Here is a 22,892-nt window from a genome sequence, read left to right as displayed (position 1 = left end):
GCCCTGCCGGACATCGCAGCCCTTGGGGTCCGCCCGCGGGGTCATGTCCTCCTGAGGAATCGAGGAGCTCAACCATGCACATCCTGGTAACAGGCGGCGCCGGATTCATCGGCAGCACCTACGTACGCAATCTGCTCGGCGGCCACTACGGCACGGGCATCACCGACGTCACGGTCCTGGACAAGCTGACCTACGCCGGCAACCTCGCCAACCTCGCCCCCGTGTCGAGCGACCCGCGACTGCGTTTCGTGCAGGGCGACATCGCCGACGAAGCCCTGGTCCCCAAGCTGCTCACCGGCGTCGACGCCGTGGTGAACTTCGCGGCCGAGACCCATGTGGACCGCTCCATCGGCAACGCGTCGCAGTTCGTCAGAACCAACGTGCTCGGCACGCACACCCTGCTGGAGGCGGCGCTCCAGGCCCACACCCCGCGCTTCGTCCACATCTCCACCGACGAGGTGTACGGCTCCATCGCCGAGGGATCGTGGACCGAGGAGTGCCCGCTGGAGCCCAACTCGCCGTACTCGGCCGCCAAGGCCGGAGCCGATCTGCTGGTGCGGTCCTACGCCCGCACCCACGGCATGAACGTGAGCATCACCCGGTGCAGCAACAACTACGGGCCCTACCAGTTCCCGGAGAAGGTCATTCCGCTCTTCGTGACGACGCTGATGCGCGGGGGCACGATCCCGCTGTACGGCGACGGCCTCAACATCCGTGACTGGCTGCACGTCGACGACCACTGCCGAGGCATCCAACTGGTCCTGGAGAAGGGGCAACCCGGCGAGGTCTACAACATCGGCGGCGGCCGTGAACTCACCAACCGGCAGCTCACCGAGATCCTGCTGAAGGCCGCCGGGGCCGACTGGAGCTCGGTGCGGCAGGTACCCGACCGCAAGGGCCACGACCGCCGCTACTCGGTGGACCACGGCAAGCTCCACGCCCTCGGCTACGAGCCCCGGGTCACCTTCGAAGAGGGCATCGCCGCAACCATCGCCTGGTACCGGGAGAACACCGCCTGGTGGCAGCCGCTCCTGGACAACGCCGCCTGAGCACGGGCGCCCCGCACCGTTCCACACCCACGGTCCGGCCACGGCGGCCGGCCGTCACCGACAGAGGAAGGACCAAACATGCGCGGCATCATCCTCGCCGGCGGGTCGGGCACCCGTCTGCGACCGCTGACCAGCGTGCACTCCAAACAGCTCCTCCCCGTCTACGACAAGCCGATGGTGTACTACCCGCTCGCGGTACTCATGCAGTCGGGCGTCCGGGAGATCCTCATCATCTCCACCCCGGCCCATCTGGAGATCTACCGCGAACTCCTGGGCGACGGCCACAAGCTCGGCATCTCGCTGGAGTACGCCGTCCAGGACGAGCCCAAGGGACTGGCCCAGGCGCTGATCATCGGCCAGGAGTTCATCGGCGACCAGCAGGTCTGCCTGGTCCTCGGCGACAACATCTTCTACGGCCACCGCCTCCCCGACATGCTCCGCGAGGAGGCCCACCGCCTCGACGGCTGCACCCTGTTCGGCTACCCGGTCGGCGACCCCGAGCGCTACGGCGTCGCGGAGATGGACGAGGAGGGCAACATCCTCTCCCTGGAGGAGAAGCCGCTGAAGCCCAAGTCCAACCTGGCGGTGACCGGGCTCTACATGTACGACAACGAGGCGGTCCGCCGCGCGATCGCGCTGGAGCCCTCGGCCCGGGGCGAGTTGGAGATCACCGATCTCAACCGCACCTTCGTCGACGAGGGCCGGGCCCGTCTCGTCAACCTGGGCCGTGGTTCCGCCTGGTTCGACACCGGCACCCACGACAGCCTCCTGGAGGCGGCCACCTTCGTCCAGATCCTGGAGAAGCGACAGGGCATCCGCATCTCCTGCCTGGAAGAGGTCGCGTACCGCATGGGGTACATCGACCACGAGCAGCTCTGCATCATCGGCAAGGAGCTCTCCGGCTCGTCGAGTTACGGGCAGTACGTCATCGACCTCGCGAGACAGGAGGCAGCGGAGCCCGTCTCGCCGACTCCGCGCGCCGCATGAACACCCCGCTCAGAGACCCGGCACGCACCGACGTGCCCGCATTGGTCGAATCCGGCGCGTTAGCCGCCAACTCCCTTACCGCTAACGGTAGTTGGGTGCGGCACGGCGCCGAGGTCATCGACAGCACCCTGGCCCAGGGCGTCTTCGTCGGCTTCCGTTCCCGTGTCCTGTCCGCCTCCCTCGGGCCCGGCACCATGGTCGCCTCCCTGGCCACCATCGGAGAGCGCGAAGGCGACCGCGTCACCGTCGGCGCGGGCGCCTGGATCGCGGCGCGGGCCGTCGTCGCCCCCGGCGTCACCGTGGGCGACGGGGCCGTGGTCGCGGCAGGCGCCCACGTCACGGCCGACGTTCCCGCCGACGCCATCGTGGTGGGACGGCCCGCCCGGATCCTGCGCCACCGAAAGGTGACGGAGGACGGGCTCCCCGACATCAGCCCGATCGTGGCCATCGTCCGGGCCCGTACCAACAGCAACGCGGCGACGCCGCCCGCCGGTTGGCGGGTGGGGCCGGGCAGTCTGCTCGACGCCGCGTTCACCGGCGGGTCGGACGTCGTCATCGGCGCCGGACTGATCGCGCTCGGCCGCCCCGACGGGCCCTCCCCGGCCGGCGGGGTGCGCGCCGCCGACGGCGTACGCATCGGCGAAGACGCGACGCTGGAGGGCGGCGGCGGCATCGACATCGGTGCGGGCACCGAGGCCGGTGCGCGGTTGCAGATCCTCTCCAGCGGCCACGACCTGGACCGCCGTTCCCTGCCCTGGGAGGCCGGAGCCGTCTCCATCGGGGCCCGGGTCCGCATCGGTCACGACGTGACGGTCGTCGGCCCCTGTCACATCGGGGACGGCGCCGTCCTCACCGACGGGGCCGTGGTCCTGGGACATGTGCCCGCCCACAGCACCACCTCCGGAGTCCTGGAAGGAAACCGCCCATGAAGATCGTCCTGGCCCCCAACGCGACCGGCTCCGGCCACAACATGCGCACCCTGGCCCTGGCCCGTGAGATCCGCGCCCAGCGGCCCGACGCCGACCTGACGGTGCTCCTGGCCTCGCTCCAGTCCACGTTCGCCCCGCTGTTCACCGAAGCGGGCGTGAGCGTGGTCGACCTCGCCGGACAGCAGGTGAACTACGCGACCAAGAGCAACCTCACCCGGCGGATGGACTGGGCGGGCTACATCGGCGGCTACCTGGCGCCCGCCTTCGTCAACGGCGAGCGCATCCTGCACTACCTCGCGCTGTACCAGGAGCTCGCTCCCGACCTGGTGGTCAGCGACTACAACATGTCCGCCAGCATCGCGGCCGGCATGTCCGGCGTCCCGCACGCCCTGGTCACCGAGCGGTACGACTTCACGCTGTGCCAGCTCGACGACGAGACCCTCCTCGCCGGCGGCTTCGACATCGACTCCGAGGACCTGCGGCGGGGCCGCGACGCCCTGCACCTGGTGTTCGACTGGATCGTCAACAGCGCCCAAGTCGTGCTCACCGACAAGCCGTTGGTCGAGGAGCTCGACAAGGGAACCCCCGTGGCCGAGGCGCTCGAAACCGGGCACGCCCACTTCACCGGGCCCATGGTCCGCGCGATGCCCCCGCTGCACGACGGCGCCAAGGTCCGCGCGGACCTCGGGATACCCGAGGGCCCGATCATGGTGGGCTCGGTCGGCGGCACCACCATGTTCCTGGAGAACAAGCAGCGGGTGATCGAGGGCTACCTCCAGGCGTACGAGGTGCTCAAGCGGCGGGTGCCCGACCTCCAGTTCGTCCTTCTGGGGCGCGAGCGTGTCGACGCCCCCCAGTCGGTGATCCAGCTGGACTACCTGCCCGACTGGATGCCGCTCCTCCGGGAGGCGAACGTCCTGCTGTCCGCTCCCGGCTGGATCACCGTCACCGAGATCGCGGCGATGCGCATCCCCACGGTCTTCGTCCTGGGCAGCCTCGGCGAGTACCATGAGGTGGAAGCGGCACGCCGCCTGGAGCTGCTCGGCTTCCCGACGCTCATCTCCCCGACGGCCGACAGCCTGGTCGAGACCCTGACGCCGATGGTCACGGGCCGGCCCGACGGCGGTCTGCCCACGCCGGGCCAGCTCGCCATCGCGCCGAACGGATCGGGCACCGGCGCCGCCGCCGGCCACCTGATCGCCGCGGCCTCCCGAGTCGCCGGCGGGCGCCCGCCCGTACCGGGGCGAAGGTGAGCGGAGGCTCCATGACCGCGCTTCCCTGGGCGGCGACCCGCATGCTCCTGGCGAGCGACGGGTCGACCACCCTCCTGCTGGAATCCCTGCTCGACCAGCCGCTGTTCGTCAGGGTCACCCGCCAGCGCACCGTCGTGGCGGGCGACGCATCCGAACGAGCCGCCAAGGCCCTCGCCGTCGACCCCCGCACTCCGGTCGTCCACCGCTCCTCGGAACTGGTGACCGACGACGGCGAGGTCGTCAGCCTCAACACGGTGGTCTTCGCCCGGCCCCCGGCCGGCTGGTCGGGTTCCTCGGACGACTCCGTCCCGCTGGGCCGCCGGCTCCGGAGCAACCAGACCCTCCAGTACCGGAGCCTGCTCTCCTCGGGCGGCGGGGTGTGGCCGGGCGAGGGGCGCGGCGTGCCGTGCGCGTTCAAGGAGTACCTCATCCACTGCGAGGACGGCAGCCGCCTCTACGTCCACGAGCGCTTCCACCCGTCGTACGTCGCGGCTCCCGCGACGCTGCCGGCCGGCGCCCCGGCGCACTCCGCCCGCTTCCCCGGCAGGCGGTGCGACGCCGCCTGACCCGCACCGGTCGTCGGCACCGCTCCCGCTTCCTTTTTCCTCTCTCACCGCATGGAGACTTGTTGTGACCAGACCTCCCACGCTGCGTACGTTCATCGTGCAGAACTTCCTCGACGACGCCGCCCGCATACCCGCGGTCCTCGGCCGGGACAGGAGCGACTCCGTCACGCCGGACCGTACGCTCGGCGACGCGGCCCTGGCCCTGCTCGTGCTGCCCGAGAGCGGCGGCGACGCGGCGCTGACCCGGAACCTCCTGACGTCGCTGCGCGGCTTCGCCGACGAGGACTTCGCGGGCTTCCACGAGCTGCTCGACATCACCGGCACCCCGCACCCCGTGGGCGATGTGCGGACCCCCTCGGCACAGGCGCTCGCCCTGTGGGCCCAACACCACGCGGGCCGCATCCTCAAGGACACCGCGCTCGTCCAGGAGGCGCGTTCCCGCTTCCGGACGCTGTTCGCCTCGGTGGTCGACGGGCAGTGGCCCGCGCTCCTGCACCGGGACGGCGGCACGGTGATCGACGGGTCCAGCTCGCTGGAGCAGGTCGCCGTGCTCACCCTCGCCGCAGACGCCCTGGACGACGGCTCCGACACCTGGGGTGCCCAATTGACCGCCGCGGCAACGCAGTTGGAGAGGTTCCGGTCCGCCGACGGCTCCTGGGCGTATCTCACGGCGCGGGGCGCGAGCGACACCTTGCAGGGCTACCGGCTGCGCGCCACTTCCGTCGCCGTGCTTGCCTGGTGCCGACTCCACGAGCGGGGCCTCGCCACGGCGCTCGACCACGCCCGGGCCACTTTGCACCACGCCCAGGCCCATCTGCACACCCGCGGCCGCGGCTTCTGGGACCGCGCCGACGCGGCGTCCCAGCCCCGGGTCGACGCCCTGGTGATGCGGTACGGCAAGCCGGATTCACCCTTCCCCGCCAAGCTCATGGGCGACCACGCGCTGCTCGCCCTCGCGGCGGACCGGCTGTTCGCGATCGACGGTGACGAGCAGGCGAAGAACCTCTCCGCGCTGGCCCACGACGAGCTGTCCCGGTACACCGACGGGGAGCGCGGCGGGGTGTTCCACGGGCAGGGGAGCTGGTTCTCCACGCCCGTCGACCCCACCGTGCCCCTCGCCCGCCACGTCATGGTTCCGCCGCGCAGCGCCGGCGCGTTCTCCGTGGGCAACACGGCCTACGTCCCCTTCCACGAGAAGCACGCCGAGACCCAGCTCCTGGCGCTGGCGGCCCAGGGCGACCGGCGGCCCGCCGCGATCCCCGCGCCCCCGGCCCCGCCCGCGTTGGAGCACTGGCCGCTGGAGCGGGACCTCAGCTATGTGGCGCGGGCCCCGCTGTCCAACTCCGACATCGACATCCCGGCCTATCTGCGCTGGCTGCACTCCACCTCCTCGGGCCTCGGCTACGGCCTGACCCCCTACCGGGCCCCGCTGGGACTGAGGTCGGACCGCACCGCCCAGACGTTCTCCGTCATGCACGTGGTGTCCGACCTGATGGCCCTCGACGTGCCGATCCCGCACAGCGAGCAGCTCCTGGCGGGCGTGTACGCCACCCAGAACCCGGACGGCGGCTTCGGTGAGCAACCCGGCCTGCTGTCCGAGTCGTTCACCACGTACTGCGCCGTCGTGACGGCCACGGTCCTGGGAGGCACGGGCTACGACAAGGAGAAGTGCGTCGAGTTCCTCACCGCCTGCCAGCACCCCGAAGGCGCCTTCGGCAACGCCCCCGGATACCCCGGCGACGCCTGGCACTCCAACCTGGCCACCCTGGCCCTCCTGGCGCTCGGCCACCGCCCGGCCCGCGAGGACGACCTGATCGCCTACTTCGCGAGCTGCCAGAACGCCGACGGCGGCTACGGCAACCAGCCCGGCCACCCCTCCGACACCTTCGCGACGTTCCGGGTCGTGGGCTCCCTCATCGCGCTCGGCCACCGCCCGCCGCGCCTGGAGGAGAGCATCGCCTGGCTGCGCGGTCTCCAGACCGAGGCGGGCGGCTTCCGCTACCGCGATGCGGGTCCCGAGAGCTTCGTCGGCTCCTATCACGCCATCGCCTCGCTGTACGTGATGGGTTCGGAGCCCGCCGACGTCGCGGCCTGCCGTGCCTGGATCGCGGCCCGCCAGAGCGCCGACGGCGGGTTCGGACGGCTGCCCGGCGGTCCTTCGGAGACGACCGACGAAGGGTTCATCGCCATCCAGGCCCTCCACATGCTGGAAGGCAAGCTGAACCCGTACTGGGCCGTGATCATGGTCTGATCCCTCCCGACCGGCCGGCGGGGAGGGCTCCCCTTCCCTCTCCGCCGGCCCCCACGCCCGGCCCCACAAGGCCTTGCCGCGCCGGCCGGGCCGCCGTCAGCTGCCCAGCACCCCCAGCACCCCCAGCACCCCCAACACGAGGAGAAACACACCGTGATCATCGACTGCCACCAGCACGTGGTGCTGCCGACCGAGACCCAGCTCCAGTCGATGGACGAGGCCGGCATCCACCGCACCGTTCTGTTCTCGACGCTTCCGCACATCGAGCGGGCCACCGACCTCGCCTCGTTCCAGCAGGAGATGTCCGTGCTGGGCAAGGTGCTCCAGGGCGACGCCGACGGACGCGAGCGTCCCTCCCAGGAATTGCGCGAGGCCCTCGCCATCGGCGGGGACCGGTTCCTGCCCTTCGGCAAGATTCCGGTCGGGCTCGGCTACGAGGACACCGTCAAGGCGCTCCAGCAGGAGGTCCTCGACCCCGGCTACGTGGGCGTCGGCGAACTGACCTTCGGCTCCGACCAGGCGGCCGCCATCGAACCCGTCCTGCGCGCCGTGAGCGAGGCGGCCGTCGGTGGCCGCGCGCTGCCCGTGCTCGTGCACGGCTTCACCCCGCAGACGGCCGGGGACATCCGCACCACGGCGGAGCTCGCGCGCACGTACTCCTCGGTGCCGGTGATCATCGGCGCGCTCGGCGGACTCAACTGGCTGGAGACCATCAACCTCGTCAAGGAGATCCCCAACCTCTATCTGGACCTGGCCTCTTCCTTCATCTCCTGGGCGCCGCGACTGGCGGCCGCGGAGGTGCCGGAGCGCTGCCTGTTCGGCTCCAACACGCCGTTCGCCGACATGTACACCAACCGCGTCCTGATCGAGCGCCTGATCACGGACCCCTCGGTCCGCGACCGCGTCATGGGCGGCAACCTCGCGGAACTGCTCGGCCTGGAGGGCTGACGGCCTCGGCCGGCGCCCGGCGGGAGAGTCCCGCCGGGCGCCGGCCGAGTGTGGGAGGGGAGTGTCAACTCCCTTCCGCGGCAAGGGGGTTCACGAGTCGAGCTGCACCTTGAACGCCGCATAGTTGAAGTAGGCCCAGGCTTCCTTGATGAGGCCCTTGTCGTCGAGCTGGAAAACGTTGATCCCGGACCAGTTGACCGGACGGTTCTTGAGGGTCACCGCCGCGCCACGCCAGGAGACCGCCACGAAGTCGGCGCTCATGTGGGCTTCGTCGGGGGTGATGCCCAAGAAGGGGCGGAAGCTCGGCAGGATCGAGTGGATGCGCTTCCTGATGGCTTCGCGTCCCACCAGCGCCGGCTCTCCCACCGGGTCGTGGAACACGCCCTGCGGGGCGAACGCGGCGGCCCAGGCGTCGGCGTCGGCGCGCTGGGAGGCGAGGAAGAAGTCCAGGACCGCCCGCGGCATCGCGGGAAAACCCGCATGGTTCTGCTCCAGCACGATGCCCGCCGCGTGGCCGGACGTCGTGGCCGGCGCCGCCGCGTCTTTGGGCACGGCGGCCTCGGCGCGGGCGCCGGGCACGGTGAGGGCGGCGGCGGCCGCTCCCAGCGCGGCGCCGAGGCCGAGTATGTGACGGCGGGCGGGGCGGGTGTCCGGTGTGGTGGTCATCCTGAGCTCTCCTCCGAAGGCATGTGCGGTGACGTGAGTACGACGACCCGTACGCCCCTGTTCCCTTCGGGCCGCAGCGCATGGGAGATCACGTTGATGGGCTCCGGGGTGATCTGCGGAAGGTTCAGGGTGAAACGGTGGCCGGATCGCGAGGAGACGTCGATGACGTCGTCGCGCGCCAGCATGGAGTGGAGCGTCGGGTCTTTGTGGGTGGCGGCGTTGATGGCACGGAAGAACGGGTCGTCCGGGCGCTCGCGCAGCGCGGTGCGGACGATGCCGAGATAGACCATCGCGTGCTCGTCCCAGGCGTGCAGGACGGTGCGCGCGGACGGGGCGAACAGGGCCCAGCTCAACAGGTTGGAGCCCTCCGCCCGCAGCCAGGGGAACCAGCGCTCCATGGCCTGGTTGCGGTGCAGGACGTTCCAGTGCGCGTCCAGGACGTAGGCGGGCAGCGGTTCATGGCCCCGCAGCGAGTGGCGCAGCGCCGGTTCCTGGCGCAGCAGCGCGGGCAGCGAGGCGAGGAGCTTGCCGTACGGCATGACCTGTCGGGCGCCCTCGCGGGGCAGCAGGGCCAGGGTGAGCAGACCGCTGAGGGCGGTCAGGGCGGCGGCGAGCAGATAGACCGCCCGCCAGCCGAGGGCCTCACCCACCAGGCCGCCGATGACACGGGAGCCGATGATGCCGCTCATGAGGCCGATCTGCACATTGGCCACCACGGAGGCCCGCCGCTCGGGCGGCGCCAGTTCGGCGGCGAGCGGCACGAGCACCTGCGGAATCACGGTGACCCCGCCGATGAGGGCGGCGGCCGCGGCCAGGACGGACAGGGCGGGCGCGGCGGCGGCCAACAGCAGGGCCAGGACCGTGCCGCTCAGCATGACGGCGAGCAGCGGGCGCCGGCTGCGGATGTCGCCGAGCGGTACGAGGAAGAGGATGCCCGCGGCGTAACCGAGCTGGGCGCAGGTGACGACGATGCCGGCGGAGGAGGAGGACACGCCGAGGCCGTGCGCGAAGAGGGTGAGCAGCGGCTGGGCCAGATAGACGTTGGCGACCGTGGCGCCGGCGCACACCGCCATGGCGAGGAAGAGCACGGGCCGCACCGGCGCGGTCACGTTCGGCAACGGCTTGGGCGGCGCCGGGATGGTGTCTGAGTCCGACATGGGGAATCCCTGGGGTCGAGGGGTCGACGGAGAGAGATGGGCCGTGGTGCGAACCGGGCCCGTGGGGCGCCCGACGTTCATGACCGGCCCGTTCCATGGGCGTACAGGGAGCGCTGATCACACAGCGCCGCCGGTGGGTGACGCGGATCTGTGCCGCTCGCCGCTTGGCTATGCTCCATGAGTACATCAACCAGTTGGTTTAAGTCAACTGGTTGGTTTAGTTGATTCCCGCATCACCTGTCGCCAAGGGCGGCACGGCAGGTCCCCAGGAAGGTGCCCGCTGCGTTGCGCGCCGTGGGGCAACTCGCCCGCCGACCAGCCGGGTTGGTCGTGTTTCAGCCCGTCCGGACGGGTGGATCGCGGCCCGCGAACGTTTGAGGTATTTACAAGGTAGGTGAAAGGAATACGACCTTGCTGTCATGAGGTCCCGGTGAGCGGGACTACCTCTTGGAGTGAGGGCATGGTCGATCTGTCACGGATACGCAAGGCGTCCAGCCCCCGAAGGCCGGTGCGCGCAGCCGAGCGGAGCGGCGCCCGACGCGCGGCCGGGGAGGCCGTCCGTGGCTGACCAACACCGGCCGTTCTACGTGCTGTTGGGCCCGGACGGCGCGGGCAAGTCCTCCGTCATGGCCGAGGTCGCCGCCCGGCTGCCCGCCTGGCGCACCCTCTCCACCGACCACGGCCTCATCGGCCCCGGACACGAACTCGTCGGCGCGCTGCGCCGCAACGTCGTCGAGGACGTCCTGCCGCACCTGGGCACGTACTACTCCGCCGACTTCCTCGCCAGCGTCCTCCAGACCGCGGTGGTCCATCTCCGGGACGAGCTGGAGCGGCACGAGAGCGACGTACCGCTGCTCATGGACTCCTACTACTACAAGATCCTCGCCAAGTGCCGGCTGGCCGGGATCCGGCACAACCCGATGTACACGTGGTGGCGGTCCTTCCCGCAGCCCCGCGCGGTCGTCTACCTCGACGTCTCGCCCGCGTCCGCCTGGCGGCGCTCGGGCGAGGGCGCGCGGCTCAACCCGCTGGAGTACTTCGGCGACCGCCCCGAGTGGCTGGGGTTCGACAGCTACCAGAGGAGTCTTCGCAAACTGATGCTGGAAGAGGTGCGGGACGTGCCCGTGACGATCATCGAGGAACAGCCGAGCGCGGCCGACGCCGCCGAAGCCGTGGTGGAGGTGCTCGCCCCGTGACCACCGACAGCGCGGCCGCCCGGCCCACGACACCCGAGCCCAACTCCCCTTCCAGCGCGGCCGGTTGGGCGGCCCCCCGGCACGCCGAGCGCTACAGCGAGCGGGTCTTCGCCGAACGCGCCCGGCTGACCGAAGCCCTCGGCGACCCGCGCGGGCACCAGCACGACGTGCTCACCGATCTGCTCGACTTCAACTCCGGCACCGAGTTCGGCACGCGGCACGACTTCGGCCGGATCCGTGACGTCGACGACTTCCGCAAGGCCGTCCCCGTACAGGACTACGCCGCGCACGCCCCGCTCATCGAACGCATGGCGGCGGGCGAGCCCAACCTGCTCTCGGCCGATCAGCCGGTCGTCTACTTCACCAGCAGCGGAAGCACCGGCGCCCACAAGAAGATCCCGGTCACCCCGCGCTTCATGCGCACCACCTTCTTCCCGTTCTACTACGCGGCCTGGGCCCCCCTCATCGAGAACCACCCCGACGTCATGCGCCGCCCCGACGCCGTCCTCAACCTCAAGCACGACCCGCTCTCCGCCCCGCCCACCACCTCCGACGGCCGGCCCCATGTCGGCGCCAGCCAGGTGGACTTCGGCCGGAAGTTCGGCGAGCCGCTCTCCGCCGAACTCGGCACCGCCGCGCCCTGGGGCACCCTCCCCGTGGACATCGCCCCCGACGACCACCTGGAGAAGATGTATCTGCGGCTGCGGCTCGCCGTGCAGAGCGATGTGCGCTGTCTCATCGGCATCAATCCGGCCATGATCGCGGCCGTGCCGTACCAGCTCGGGCTGTGGTGGGAACGGATCGTCAAGGAGGTCCGCGACGGAACCGTCGGCGGGGTGCCCCACGGCGCTCCCGACCCGGCACGCGCCGCCGAACTGACGCGCCTGGCCGACTACTTCGGGACGGTGACCCCGGCCCAGGTGTGGCCGAGGATGAGCGCCCTGTTCGGCTGGACCACCGGCGTCGCCTCCCTCTACCTGCCCGCGCTGTGCGAGCGCTTCGGCGCCGGGGTCGCCGCGCTGCCCGCGCCGGTCGCCGCGTCCGAGGGGCCGGTCGGGGTGCCGCTGGACCGGCACGGCTCGGCGGGCAGCCTGGTCGTCACCGCCTCCGTGTACGAGTTCGTGGACGCCGACGCCGACCTCACCCCCGACGTCGAGACGCTGCTGCCGCACGAACTGGAGGCGGGACGCGAATACCACGTGATCTTCAGCCATGTCGGCGGTCTCTACCGGTACGCCGTGGGAGACGTCGTACGGGTCGTGGACATGGCCGGCGGCGTGCCCCGCCTCGCCTACGCGGGCCGCGCCAACCGGTCCGACGCGGTGGGGGAGCGGCTGCGCGAGTCCCAGGTCGTCCGGGCCGTGCGCACCGCGCTGGACGCCACCGGTCTCGGCCTCGTCAACATCGCCTGCCGCACCGAGCGCACCTCCCGCGAAAACGCCCCCCACTACGTCTTCGCCGTCGCCCCGCAATCGCCCTGGCAGCCGGCCGAGGCGGACCGCTTCACCTCGCTCCTGGACGCCGCCCTGACCCGGGAGTCCGCCGATTACGCCCGGGCCCGCACCGACCGCCGCCTCGCCGCCCCCGCCCTGTGCCTCCTGGACCGGGACGCCTTCCAGCGCGACTGGCACGCCGCCGTCGCCACCGGCATCCGCCCCACCCAGGTCAAGGACCGCCTGTTCCGCCAGGACACCACGCTCTGGCACCGGCTGCTGGGCACCGCCTGACGGCCACCTGGCTCAACGGCCGCCCCGCACAAGCCGGTTGACCGCCCGGGCACACCCCTGCCCCGCACCCGTTCCCACCCCGAACTCGCCGATCACCCATGCACAAGGAGAGTCCCGATGACCGAACTGCTCAACCCGGTGGAGCGGACCGCCCTGCTGACCGCGGCACTGCGGGGCGCGGAGACCCAGCGCGCGGACCGGCTCTACGAGGACCCGTACGCCGCCCGGCTCTGCGGGGACGCCGGGCCCGGGCTGCTGGCCGAGGTGTGGGCCGCGACCTTCCCGCCCGACCGGCCGCGTTCGCTGCCCAGCACCCCCGACTACAACGCCATCCGCACCCGGTTCTTCGACGAATTCCTGCGGGACGCGGCCCAGGACCCGCAGATGACGCAGATCGTGCTGGCCCCCGCCGGCATGGACTCCCGCGCCTACCGCATGACGTGGCCCGACCACATCCGCTACTTCGAGATCGACCGGCCCGCCGTCCTGGACTTCAAGGCCGACCGGCTGAAGGGCGTCACCCCCCGCGTGGCGCACCGCACGGTGGCCGTCGACCTCACCGCCGACGACTGGGAGGACCGGCTCGTCGACAGCGGCTACGACCCGGCGCTGCCCTCGACCTGGCTCCTGGAAGGGCTGCTCTACTACATCCCGGAACCCGACACGCACCGCATGCTGGAGCGCGTCGCCGCCATCTCCGCACCCGGCAGCCGCATAGCGGCCGACCTCGTGAACGCGGCCGCGTTGACCCTGCCCCACATGCGGGGGCTGCTCGACGTCTTCGCGAACTGGGGCTGCCCCTGGCTGTTCGGCAGCGACGAGCCGGAAGCCCTCTTCGACCGGTACGGATTCGACGTCGCCGCCGTCCAGCCCGGCGAGCCCGGCGCCGACTTCGGCCGCTGGCCCGACCCCGTACCGGAGCGTTCCGTCAAGAACGTGCGCCGGGTCTTCTTCATCCACGGACGGCGGCGTTGACCGCTCCCGCCGCCACCCCCGTCGTCGTGGTGGGCGGCAGCATCGCGGGTCTCACCACCGCCCTGGCCCTGGCCGAACGCGGCTTCCCCGTACGGGTGTTGGAGCGAGCGGAGGCGCCCCCGGAAGGACCTGTCGCCAAGGTCGCCGACGTGTGGGAGCGCTCCACCGTCCCCCAGAGCGGCCACTCCCACATCCTCACCTCGCTCGGAGTGCGCGTCCTGCGCCGGCGGGCGCCCTGGCTCCTGGAGGGCGCCCTGGCGGACGGCGCCCAGCTCCTCGACCTCACCCGGGCGGCGCCCACCGGGCCCCGCGAACCGGCCGACGACGACCTCGTGGCCCTCGCGGTGCGCCGCACCGTCCTCGAACTGCTCCTCTACCGAGGGGTGCGGAACCTGCCGGGCGTCACCCTGGAGCACGCGACGACCGTGCGGAGCCTGCTCCTCGACCCGTCCCGCACCCGCGTCACCGGTGTCGTGACCGATGCCGGCAGCCCCGTGCCCGCCCGGTTCGTGGTGGACGCCACGGGCCGGCGCGCCGCCTCCCTCTCCTGGCTGGCGCAGGCCGGGGCGCCGGTGGGCCAGGACCTGACGGGCCCCACCCAGCTGCGCTGCTTCACCCGCTTCTACCGCCTCGACACTCCCGGCCACACCTTCCCCGGGCCGCTCAACCGGGGCAACGCCGCCGGAGGCATCTGGGACCACTGCGCCGCCGTCGTGCACCCCGCCGACAACGCCACCTTCGCCATCACCCTGGGGGCGCCGACCGCCGACCCGGCCACCGACGCCCTGCGCACCCCGGCCGGCTTCACCGCCGCCGCCCGCCTCGCGCCGTATGTGGCGCCCTGGACGGACGAGCGCGTCGCGACGCCCCTGACCGAGGTGCGGGCCATCACCATGCCCCCGAACGTGCTGCGCTCCACCGCACGCCCCGGCCCGCGCCAGATCGCCGCCCTCTTCCCCGTCGGGGACGCCGCCTGCGTCACCGACCCGCTGTACGGGCGCGGCATGTCCCTCGCCTTCCACCACGCCTTCCAGCTGGCCGAGTTGCTCGCGGCGCACCCCGAGCCCGGCAGGGAGCAGAGCGAACGGGCCGTACGCCTGGCCGACGACCTCTACCGCCCCTGGTTCGAGCAGGCCGTCCACGACAGCGCGGCGCGCGCCGCACTGTGGCGCTCCCGCGCCGAGGACGCCCCGCCCCCGCCGGCCCCACCCGCCCCGCGCGGCCGCCCCGCCCTCGCCGAGATCGCGTGGGCCGCCGTCGGCGACGTCACCGTCTGGCGCGGACTCACCCGCGTCCTGATGAGCCTGAACACGCCCGGGGAGGTCTTCGACGCGGCCGGCTTCCGGGAGCGGGTGCGCCGCGCCCCCACCCCCGCCGCCCCGGCCGGACCCCGGCCGCCCACCCGCGCCGAACTGCTGGCGGCCCTCGGCGCCGAGGCGCGGCACTGATGGCCGGCCCCGCGACGGCCACCGCACGGACCACCGGCGAACGGGCCCCCGGCGCCCGGCGCAGGGTGCTGCTGGCCCCCGTCACCGTCACCCCGTCCAAACCCCTGACGCCCAGTCACCTCAAGGGGCTGCTGTGGGCGGACGTCATGTACCGGGCCACCCGGCCCTCCGCCGACGTCACGTTCCGCTACAGCCACACCACGTACCACCCCACCGAACAGACCCTGGGATTCTGGGAGTTCCTCGACCGCACCCAGGGCGACACCGACTACGCGGACCTGACCGAGGCGGACATCGGCGAGCTGTACGTCCGCTACCGGGCCGAGGGCCGGCCCCCCACCGCCGACGACCTGCGGCCCTACGCCGAGGCCGTCGAGAGCAACGGCTATGTGCACCCGGCCGGCGCCCAGGTGCTGCGGCTGTGGACGGGCCACTACGCACGGCTCGGCCTGCACGACCCCGGACTCCTCTCCCACCAGCCCCCCGGTTTCGCCCTGGAGGAGATGATCGAGGACCTGCTGGCCGCGGGCCTGGGCCTGGACCAGCGGAGCCTGGGCGGCCCGGTCTACCTCGACGCCACCCGGTACGGCCTGCCGCTGCGGCAGATCGTCACCGCCGACGGCCGCCCCAACTACCTCGCCTGCGCCCTGCGCGAACTCCTGCCGCTGGCACCCCACTACGACGAGATCGCCGTCCTGTACGACCGTGAACTCGACCCCGACTACCGCCTGTTGGAGCGCGTACTGGCCCACAAGGGGCCCACCGTGCACCGGGTGCCGATCGGCCGCGTACCCATCGACGGCAAGATCACCTCGGCCCGGCACGGCGGCTGGCACGACCACACCGTGGACACCCTGCTGCGCTCCCTCACCGACGCCGCCGACCCGGCCGCGCTCCGGCTCGGCATGCGGCTCTACTTCATCGCCACCCTCGGACCGGGCCAGCGGGAATCCTTCCGGCACGACCTGCTCCGCAAGAGCCTGCTGCGCGCCGAACACCTCCTGAGCCGCGCCGCCTCGGCGCCGGAGCCCGGCCCCGGGGCGCTGCCCGCGCTGCTCCAGCGCCACCGCCGAGGCCACACCCACATCGACCCCTACCGGCTCACCTCGTCCCTGCTCAGCCGGCGCGGCCCCACCCCGGCCCGCTCCCTGCTCACCACGGTGTCGCCATGAACCCCCACACCCTCCACGCCCCGCGCGCACCGGGCGACATACGCCAGCACCCGACGGGCGCGGCGCGCCTGGGACCCGAGCTGCTGCTCGCCGTCGCGGCCGAGCGACTGCGCGCGGCCCGCCCCGAACTGGCCGCGCGGGCCGACCTGACCACCCCCCAGGGCCTGCTCGACGCGCGGGCCGCCCTCACCGCCGACGAGGAAGGCGACCCGGCCGGCTCCCCTCTGGTCGTCGCCGTCATCGGCCGCTTCGACCTGCCGCGGTGGGTCGCCGAAACCTGTCGCTTCGCGCTGGCCCTGCCGCGGGAGCCGGCCGCGACATGGCGGCGGGCCTTCACCCGCACCGTCTTCCTCGCGGGCCGGCCGGACAACCTCACCGAACGGTTCACCTTCGACCACATGGCCGAGGACGGCTCCACGGCGTGGGCGGGCCCCGCCCCGCAGGAGACCACCACCGCCCTGCGCCGCCTGCTCAAGACGCTCGACGCCTCCCGCGAGCTCTCCGCGTGGAGCCCCGTCACCGTCGAGGTGCCCGGCGCGCCCCCCGAAGGAGCGGCGCGCCCACCCGTCCACCGCGACCTCTGCATCGCCACGGCGCGGGTCACCGTCTCCCAGCTCCTGGTCCAGGTCAACCACCTCCTCGTCGAGGCGGTCCTGGACCAACTGATCGCCCCCGGAGACCGGTTGACCCTGCGCGCCGTACCCCGCCTCACCGGGCCGGCCGTCCCCTTCGCCGCCCTGCGCGTCGACGCCGACCCCCGGCGCGCCCACCAACTCCGCGCCTACGCCGGACTGACCGAGGAGATCTGAGATGCCCCCCGCCCCGCCCGCCACCCCGGCCGAGAGCCAAGCTCCCGGCCGCCCCGTCCGCCTGGGCATCCACGGCGCCCGCCACCTCGCCACCCGCATCATCACCGGCGCGGGCCACCGTCCCGAGGACGTGGAGTTCGTCCCGTACGACGTCGCCGAGCCGTTCCGCCCGCTGCGCGAACACACCGTGGACGTCATGATCGTCAAATACGGCCTCCAGGAGCCGGACGTAGCCGTCAGCGGCCCCGTGGCCCACGACGGGCGGGCGCTGATCGTCGGCGCCGGCCACCCCCTCGCGGACCGCGCGTCGGTGTCGATCGAAGAAGCCGCCCCCTACGACGCGTTCTCCTGCCCGGGTGAATTCCCGCCCTACGTATGGGACTTGGTGGTGCCGCGGCACACCCCCGCCGGCGTCCCGATCCGGCGCGTCCACCCGATGACCACCGTCGAGGGCATGGTCGAGATCCTCGCCACCACCCACGCCGTCCATGTGTCCTTCCAGTCGCTCGACGCGGTGCTGCCGCCCCACATCAGGGCCGTCCCCCTCCACGACCTGCCCCCCGCCCCCGTGACCCTGGCCTGGCTGCGCGACACGCCCCTCACGCCGCGCGCCGCCGCCCTGGTCGCCGACGCCGAACGGAACGCCCCCTGATGCCCGACACCGCCCGGCCCGCACTCCTGCCCGTCGTCCTGCTGCACGCCCTGCCGCTCGGCTCCCTCATGTGGCGCGCCCAGGCCAGCGCCCTGCGCGCCCGCGGCCACACCGTCCTCACCCCCGACCAGCGCGGCTTCGGCACCACCCCCCTGGGCGCCGAGCCGCCCAGCCTCGACACCGTGGCCGACGACGTCGCCGCCCTCCTCGACGAGCACGGCATCCAGGAGGTGGCGCTCGCCGGATGCTCGATGGGCGGCTATGTGGCGATGGCGTTCCTGCGTCGCCACCCCGGCCGGGTCCGCGCCCTGGCCCTGTTCGCCACCCGGGCCACCGCCGACACGCCCCGCGCGGCCGCCGAACGCCGCACGTTCGCCGACCTGATCCTCGACGACACCCGCCGCGACCACCTGGTCGCAGGGACCACCCCGCTGCTCCTGGGCGCGGGCACCCGGGAGCGCCGCCCCGACCTGGTCGAGGAGGTCCTGACCATGGCGAAGGGGGCCTCGCCCGAGGCGGTGGCCTGGGCGCAGCGCGCCATCGCGGAACGCGCCGACTCCCTGCCCGTCCTGCGCGCCACCGATCTGCCCGCCCTCGTCGTCACGGGCGCCGAGGACGAACTCGTCGCCGCGCCGGACGCCGCCGCCACGGCCGACGCCCTGCCGCGCGGCCGGCTCGTCACCCTGCCCGGCGTGGGCCACCTCCAGCCGCTGGAGGCACCGGACGAGGTCACCGACCTCCTCACCACCCTGCTCGACGACGCCACCACACCGGATCGGAACGGGTACGGCACATGCTGACGACAGACCACGCCTCCTGGGGGCACACCGCCTCGACCGGCCTCGGCTTCACCCACGAGGAGATCGTCGACGCCCACTTCGCCGCCTGCGCACCGCACTACCGGGCCGCACTCGACGAGGTGGGCCTGCGCCCCGGCCTGCACGTCCTGGACGCGGGCTGCGGCAGCGGCGCGTTCCTGCCCTGGCTCTGCGACCTGGTCGGCCCCGACGGCCGCATCTCGGCGATCGACCTGGCCGAGGAGAACGCGGCGCTCGCCGCCGAACGCCTGGGCCATCACCGCGAATCCGGCACCTTCGAGGTCCGCCAGGGCGACGTGGGCGACCTTCCCTACGAGGACGACTCCTTCGACGCCGTGTGGTGCGCCAACACCACCCAGTACCTCGACGACGCCGAACTCGCCCGCGCGCTGGCCGAGTTCCGGCGCGTGGTGCGACCGGGCGGACTCGTCGCCGTCAAGGACCTGGACGCCTCGCTCATCAGCGCGGGCCCCGGCGACCCCTTCCAGTTCACCGACTTCTTCCGGCGCGCCGCCAACACCCCCGGATACGCACGGCAGTTGTTGCGTACCCGCCGTCTGCACCGCGCGCTGGAGGAGGCGGGCCTGGTGTCGGTGCGGCAGCGAACGACGCTGATCGAGCACCACGCCCCGCTGGAACCGGCGGCCCTGGACTTCTATACGCAGGCGTGCGCAAGCATCGCCCGCCAGGCGAGCGACGCCGATGTCCCCGGCGACTGGGCGCCGTTCCTCGACCCGGACGGCGCGGACCACCCGCTGCGCCGGCCGCACGGCTACATCAGCGAGGGCAACACGCTCGCCGTCGGTACGGTCCCGGCGCTGCCCTGACCGGCAGGGCGCCCCGCACCGCGCCCGCCGCCCCGGCACCTCACAGCGCGGGGAGCTCCCACGGCGCGGGGCCCGTCCCGTTGTTCCAGGCCCGCAGGAACGTACCGTCGAAGCAGAGGATGGCGCACTGCTCGGCATAGCCGAGGGCCGGGTCGGTGAACTCGCTGGTGGTGACCACCACGGCCAGTTCGGCGTCGTGCACCGCGTAACAGGTGCCGCCGAAGCGCTGAAGGTCCTGCGAGCCCACCTTGTGGCCCGGCCCGTAGCACTTGCACTGGATGACGAGCCTGCGGCCGTCCGGTGTGGTGGCCAGGACATCCGCGCCGAGGTCGCCCGCGCCGCCCACCACCCGCACGTCCGAGCAGCCGTCGCGCTCGCACAGCCGCGACACCGCGTCCTCGAAGGCGAGGGGGTCGATGTCGGCGCAGTCGGGTGCCTCCGGGGCGCCCACGGTGGGCGGCAGCACGGGCGCCGGCGGCTCCGGCGCCACGACCGCCTCCAGCGCCGACCCGCGTGCCGCGCGGCGCATGCGACTGCCGCGTATCGCCGCGGTGGACAGCAACAGCAGGGCGAGCAGCGTCAGTACGGCGCCCAGCGGATGGGAGTGCGGCTGCACGGCCGTCCGGAACGTCAGCGCCACTCCCCAGATGACGAGGGCGACCAGACCGAACCCCAGCGCGGTGGTGCGCAGACTGAACGCCTGACGCCGACGCTGGGCGACGGCGGGGTGACGGCGGACCGGCATCGTCATCGGTGGGCTCCTTCGAACTGCGGACTTCAAACCGGGCGGACGGACAACGCGGCGACCTCGCACCCAGCAAGATCACTCCCGTCTCCATCTGCCCGCCCGCACCCCATCCACGCGGTCCGACACCACGACGAGTCAACTGCCGCGCCCCCTGCGCCGGTTGGCGACAGGGGGCGCGGCACGCCACCCGGGCCGGCCCCGAAGGCCGGCCCGGGCGGGCGGATCAGACCAGGTCGAAGCGGTCCAGGTTCATGACCTTGGTCCACGCCGCCACGAAGTCGCGCACGAACTTCTCCTTCGCGTCGTCGCTCGCGTACACCTCGGCGACCGCGCGGAGCTCCGAGTTGGAGCCGAACACCAGGTCGGCGCGGGTGCCGGTCCAGCGGACGCGGTCCGTGGCGCTGTCACGGCCCTCGAAGGTGTTCTGGTCCTCCGACGTCGCCTTCCACGTCGTCCCCAGGTCGAGCAGGTTCACGAAGAAGTCGTTGGTGAGCCTCCCCGGGGTGTCGGTGAACACGCCGTGCGCGGACTGCTGGTAGGTGGCGCCCAGGACCCGCAGACCGCCGACGAGGACCGTCAGCTCGGGGGCGCTCAGCGTCAGCAGGTTCGCCTTGTCGAGCAGCAGGTACTCGGCCGGCAGCCGGTTGCCCTTGCCCAGGTAGTTGCGGAACCCGTCGGCCGTCGGCTCCAGGGCGGCGAAGGACTCCACGTCCGTCTGCTCCTGCGAGGCGTCCACCCGGCCCGCCGCGAACGGCACCTCGACGGCGACCCCGCCGTCCTTCGCCGCCTTCTCCACGGCGGCCCCTCCGGCCAGCACCACCAGATCGGCCAGCGAGATCTGCTTGCCGTCGGACCGCTCCGCGTTGAACGCCGAACGGATGCCTTCGAGGGTGCGCAGGACCGTCGCCAGCTCGTCGGGCTCGTTCACCTCCCAGCCGGCCTGCGGCTGCAAGCGGATGCGCCCGCCGTTGGCGCCACCGCGCTTGTCACTGCCGCGGAACGAGGACGCGGCCGCCCACGCCGTCGACACCAGCTGCGACACCGTGAGCCCCGAGGCGAGGACCTTCTCCTTGAGGGAGGCGATGTCCTCGGCGTCGATGAGCTCGTACGTCCGGGCCGGCAGCGGGTCCTGCCACAGGAGCTCCTCGGAGGGGACCTCCGGCCCGAGGTAGCGTACGACCGGACCCATGTCGCGGTGGGTCAGCTTGTACCAGGCACGGGCGAAGGCGTCCGCGAACGCCTCCGGGTCCGCCAGGAAACGCCGCGAGATCTGCTCGTACGCCGGGTCGAAGCGGAGCGAGAGGTCGGTCGTCAGCATCGTCGGGGCGTGCTTCTTCGACGCGTCGAAGGCGTCCGGCACGGTGTCCGAACCGGCGCCGTCCTTCGGCCGCCACTGGTGGGCACCGGCCGGGCTCTTGAACAGCTCCCACTCGTAGCCGAAGAGGATCTCGAAGAAGCTGTTGTCCCAGGTGGTCGGTGTGTTGGTCCAGATGCCCTCGAGACCGCTGGTGATCGCGTCGGGACCCACACCGGTGCCGTGGGTGTTGCGCCAGCCGAGGCCCTGCTGCTCCATGGAGGCGGCCTCGGGGTCGTCACCGACCGCCTCGGACGGGCCCGCGCCGTGCGTCTTGCCGAAGGTGTGACCACCGGCGATCAGCGCGACGGTCTCCTCGTCGTTCATCGCCATCCGGCGGAACGTCTCCCGGATGTCGCGCGCCGCGGCGATCGGGTCCGGGTTGCCGTTGGGGCCCTCGGGGTTGACGTAGATCAGACCCATCTGGACCGCGCCGAGCGGGTTCTCCAGCTCACGGTCGCCGGTGTAGCGCTGGTCGTCGAGCCAGTTGGTCTCGGGACCCCAGTACACGTCCTCGTCGGGCTCCCACACATCGGCGCGGCCACCGCCGAAGCCGAACGTCTTGAAGCCCATCGTCTCCAGGGCCACATTGCCGGTGAGCACCAGCAGGTCGGCCCACGAGATGCTCTTGCCGTACTTCTTCTTGACCGGCCACAGCAGCCGGCGCGCCTTGTCGAGGCTCACGTTGTCCGGCCAGCTGTTGAGCGGCGCGAAACGCTGCTGCCCGGCCCCGGCACCACCCCGGCCGTCGCTGATCCGGTAGGTGCCCGCGCTGTGCCACGCCATACGGATCATCAGCGGGCCGTAGTTGCCGAAGTCGGCGGGCCACCAGTCCTGGGAGGTCGTCAGGACCTCGGCGATGTCCCGCTTGACCGCCGGAAGGTCGAGGGAGCTGAACGCCTCGGCGTAGTCGAAGTCCTCACCGAGCGGATTGGCCACGGCGGGGTTCTTGGCGAGGATCTTCACATTGAGCCGCTCCGGCCACCACTGGCGGTTGCCGCCGCCCTGCGTCGGGTGCGGGGCGCGCTGGTGCGCCACCGGGCAGCCGCCGGTGCCCTCCGTCTTGGCATCGGTGACGATTGCATCGGGGTTCTCGGACATGGCAATCCTTCTTGGCTCGGTGGATCACATTGCTCAGGAACTGCGGGCGGTGAAGAAGCCGGAGCACGGGCCCCGGGTGTCGCGTGCGAAGGCCGGGGTACCTGCCCGGTGGACGGGCTCACCGGCCGGATCACCCACCCTGGACGGCGACGGCATCGTTACGGTCACGAGGCCGGGGCGGCCGGACGCGCGGGTGGTCATCGGCCGCGCGGCGCACACCCGTGGGCCGGCGCCCCGCGTCCTCGCGGCGGCGATCCCC

Annotated in this window: 20 protein-coding genes; 16 read left to right on the top strand and 4 right to left on the bottom strand. The window is 72.4% G+C overall.

Features of this window, described 5'->3' with window-relative positions; genetic code table 11:
- The first annotated feature begins 74 nt into the window (after positions 1-74).
- From rfbB to DWB77_RS09470, 7 genes are all read left to right on the top strand, one after another.
- Positions 75-1,049, top strand: a complete 975-nt coding sequence (rfbB, locus tag DWB77_RS09500; RefSeq protein WP_120720830.1) for a dTDP-glucose 4,6-dehydratase — start codon at positions 75-77, stop codon at positions 1,047-1,049.
- 78 nt (positions 1,050-1,127) lie between these two features.
- Complete coding sequence (gene rfbA, locus DWB77_RS09495; protein WP_120720829.1) at positions 1,128-2,036, top strand: glucose-1-phosphate thymidylyltransferase RfbA; 909 nt, start codon at positions 1,128-1,130, stop codon at positions 2,034-2,036.
- On the top strand, positions 2,033-2,965 hold the full coding sequence (locus tag DWB77_RS39255) for an acyltransferase (protein ID WP_120720828.1): 933 nt from the start codon (positions 2,033-2,035) through the stop codon (positions 2,963-2,965). The genes rfbA and DWB77_RS39255 overlap by 4 nt, the downstream gene beginning before the upstream one ends.
- Entirely contained in the window at positions 2,962-4,218 is a 1,257-nt protein-coding gene (locus DWB77_RS09485) for a hypothetical protein (protein ID WP_120720827.1), read from the top strand. The genes DWB77_RS39255 and DWB77_RS09485 overlap by 4 nt, the downstream gene beginning before the upstream one ends.
- 11 nt (positions 4,219-4,229) lie before the next feature.
- The gene (locus DWB77_RS09480; RefSeq protein WP_120720826.1) at positions 4,230-4,784 is read left to right on the top strand and encodes a hypothetical protein; all 555 of its coding nucleotides are present in this window, start codon (positions 4,230-4,232) and stop codon (positions 4,782-4,784) included.
- A gap of 64 nt (positions 4,785-4,848) precedes the next feature.
- A complete protein-coding gene (locus tag DWB77_RS09475; protein WP_120720825.1) occupies positions 4,849-7,035 on the top strand; it encodes a prenyltransferase/squalene oxidase repeat-containing protein in 2,187 nt (728 codons plus the stop codon).
- Positions 7,036-7,188: 153 nt separating this feature from the next.
- A complete protein-coding gene (locus tag DWB77_RS09470; RefSeq protein WP_120720824.1) occupies positions 7,189-7,983 on the top strand; it encodes an amidohydrolase family protein in 795 nt (264 codons plus the stop codon).
- A gap of 90 nt (positions 7,984-8,073) precedes the next feature.
- Here DWB77_RS09470 and DWB77_RS09465 read toward each other — a convergent pair whose 3' ends face one another.
- Together DWB77_RS09465 and DWB77_RS09460 are read right to left on the bottom strand one after the other, a co-directional pair.
- Positions 8,074-8,649 (bottom strand): nuclear transport factor 2 family protein, encoded by a 576-nt coding sequence (locus DWB77_RS09465; RefSeq protein WP_120720823.1) that lies wholly within the window; start codon positions 8,647-8,649, stop codon positions 8,074-8,076.
- Positions 8,646-9,806, bottom strand: a complete 1,161-nt coding sequence (locus DWB77_RS09460) for an MFS transporter (RefSeq protein ID WP_162952484.1) — start codon at positions 9,804-9,806, stop codon at positions 8,646-8,648. Before DWB77_RS09460 ends, DWB77_RS09465 begins: the two co-directional genes overlap by 4 nt.
- Positions 9,807-10,366: 560 nt before the next feature.
- Between DWB77_RS09460 and DWB77_RS09455 the strand changes: the two genes are divergently transcribed.
- The 9 genes from DWB77_RS09455 (at position 10,367) to DWB77_RS09415 (ending at position 19,430) form a co-directional block, all read left to right on the top strand.
- Positions 10,367-11,002, top strand: coding sequence for a hypothetical protein (locus tag DWB77_RS09455; RefSeq protein ID WP_342777939.1), 636 nt, complete (start codon positions 10,367-10,369; stop codon positions 11,000-11,002).
- Positions 10,999-12,729: a GH3 auxin-responsive promoter family protein gene (locus DWB77_RS09450; RefSeq protein WP_120720821.1), complete on the top strand. Its 1,731-nt coding sequence runs from the start codon at positions 10,999-11,001 to the stop codon at positions 12,727-12,729. Before DWB77_RS09455 ends, DWB77_RS09450 begins: the two co-directional genes overlap by 4 nt.
- Before the next feature lie 117 nt (positions 12,730-12,846).
- Positions 12,847-13,704 carry an SAM-dependent methyltransferase gene (locus tag DWB77_RS09445; RefSeq protein WP_120720820.1) on the top strand — a complete coding sequence of 286 codons (858 nt, stop codon included), beginning with the start codon at positions 12,847-12,849 and terminating at the stop codon, positions 13,702-13,704.
- Complete coding sequence (locus tag DWB77_RS09440; protein ID WP_120720819.1) at positions 13,701-15,152, top strand: FAD-dependent oxidoreductase; 1,452 nt, start codon at positions 13,701-13,703, stop codon at positions 15,150-15,152. Before DWB77_RS09445 ends, DWB77_RS09440 begins: the two co-directional genes overlap by 4 nt.
- Positions 15,152-16,324: a hypothetical protein gene (locus tag DWB77_RS09435; protein WP_246033477.1), complete on the top strand. Its 1,173-nt coding sequence runs from the start codon at positions 15,152-15,154 to the stop codon at positions 16,322-16,324. Before DWB77_RS09440 ends, DWB77_RS09435 begins: the two co-directional genes overlap by 1 nt.
- Positions 16,321-17,133: a DUF6182 family protein gene (locus DWB77_RS09430; RefSeq protein WP_246033476.1), complete on the top strand. Its 813-nt coding sequence runs from the start codon at positions 16,321-16,323 to the stop codon at positions 17,131-17,133. The genes DWB77_RS09435 and DWB77_RS09430 overlap by 4 nt, the downstream gene beginning before the upstream one ends.
- Position 17,134: 1 nt before the next feature.
- Complete coding sequence (locus tag DWB77_RS09425) at positions 17,135-17,785, top strand: LysR family transcriptional regulator substrate-binding protein (RefSeq protein ID WP_120720818.1); 651 nt, start codon at positions 17,135-17,137, stop codon at positions 17,783-17,785.
- Positions 17,785-18,585, top strand: coding sequence for an alpha/beta fold hydrolase (locus tag DWB77_RS09420; protein WP_120720817.1), 801 nt, complete (start codon positions 17,785-17,787; stop codon positions 18,583-18,585). Before DWB77_RS09425 ends, DWB77_RS09420 begins: the two co-directional genes overlap by 1 nt.
- Positions 18,579-19,430 carry a class I SAM-dependent methyltransferase gene (locus DWB77_RS09415; RefSeq protein ID WP_120720816.1) on the top strand — a complete coding sequence of 284 codons (852 nt, stop codon included), beginning with the start codon at positions 18,579-18,581 and terminating at the stop codon, positions 19,428-19,430. The genes DWB77_RS09420 and DWB77_RS09415 overlap by 7 nt, the downstream gene beginning before the upstream one ends.
- Positions 19,431-19,470: 40 nt before the next feature.
- On the opposite strand, the gene DWB77_RS09410 is transcribed toward DWB77_RS09415, so the two are convergent.
- Both DWB77_RS09410 and katG read right to left on the bottom strand, forming a co-directional pair.
- Positions 19,471-20,181, bottom strand: a complete 711-nt coding sequence (locus DWB77_RS09410) for a restriction endonuclease (RefSeq protein WP_120720815.1) — start codon at positions 20,179-20,181, stop codon at positions 19,471-19,473.
- A gap of 220 nt (positions 20,182-20,401) precedes the next feature.
- Positions 20,402-22,633: a catalase/peroxidase HPI gene (gene katG / locus DWB77_RS09405; RefSeq protein WP_120720814.1), complete on the bottom strand. Its 2,232-nt coding sequence runs from the start codon at positions 22,631-22,633 to the stop codon at positions 20,402-20,404.
- Positions 22,634-22,892: the final 259 nt, after the last annotated feature.

Origin of the sequence: Streptomyces hundungensis, from assembly GCF_003627815.1 — a bacterium.
Classification (GTDB): Bacteria; Actinomycetota; Actinomycetes; order Streptomycetales; family Streptomycetaceae; genus Streptomyces; species Streptomyces hundungensis_A.
The sequence above is the reverse complement of the archived record's forward strand: the minus strand, read 5'-3'. Positions and strand labels throughout refer to the sequence as shown.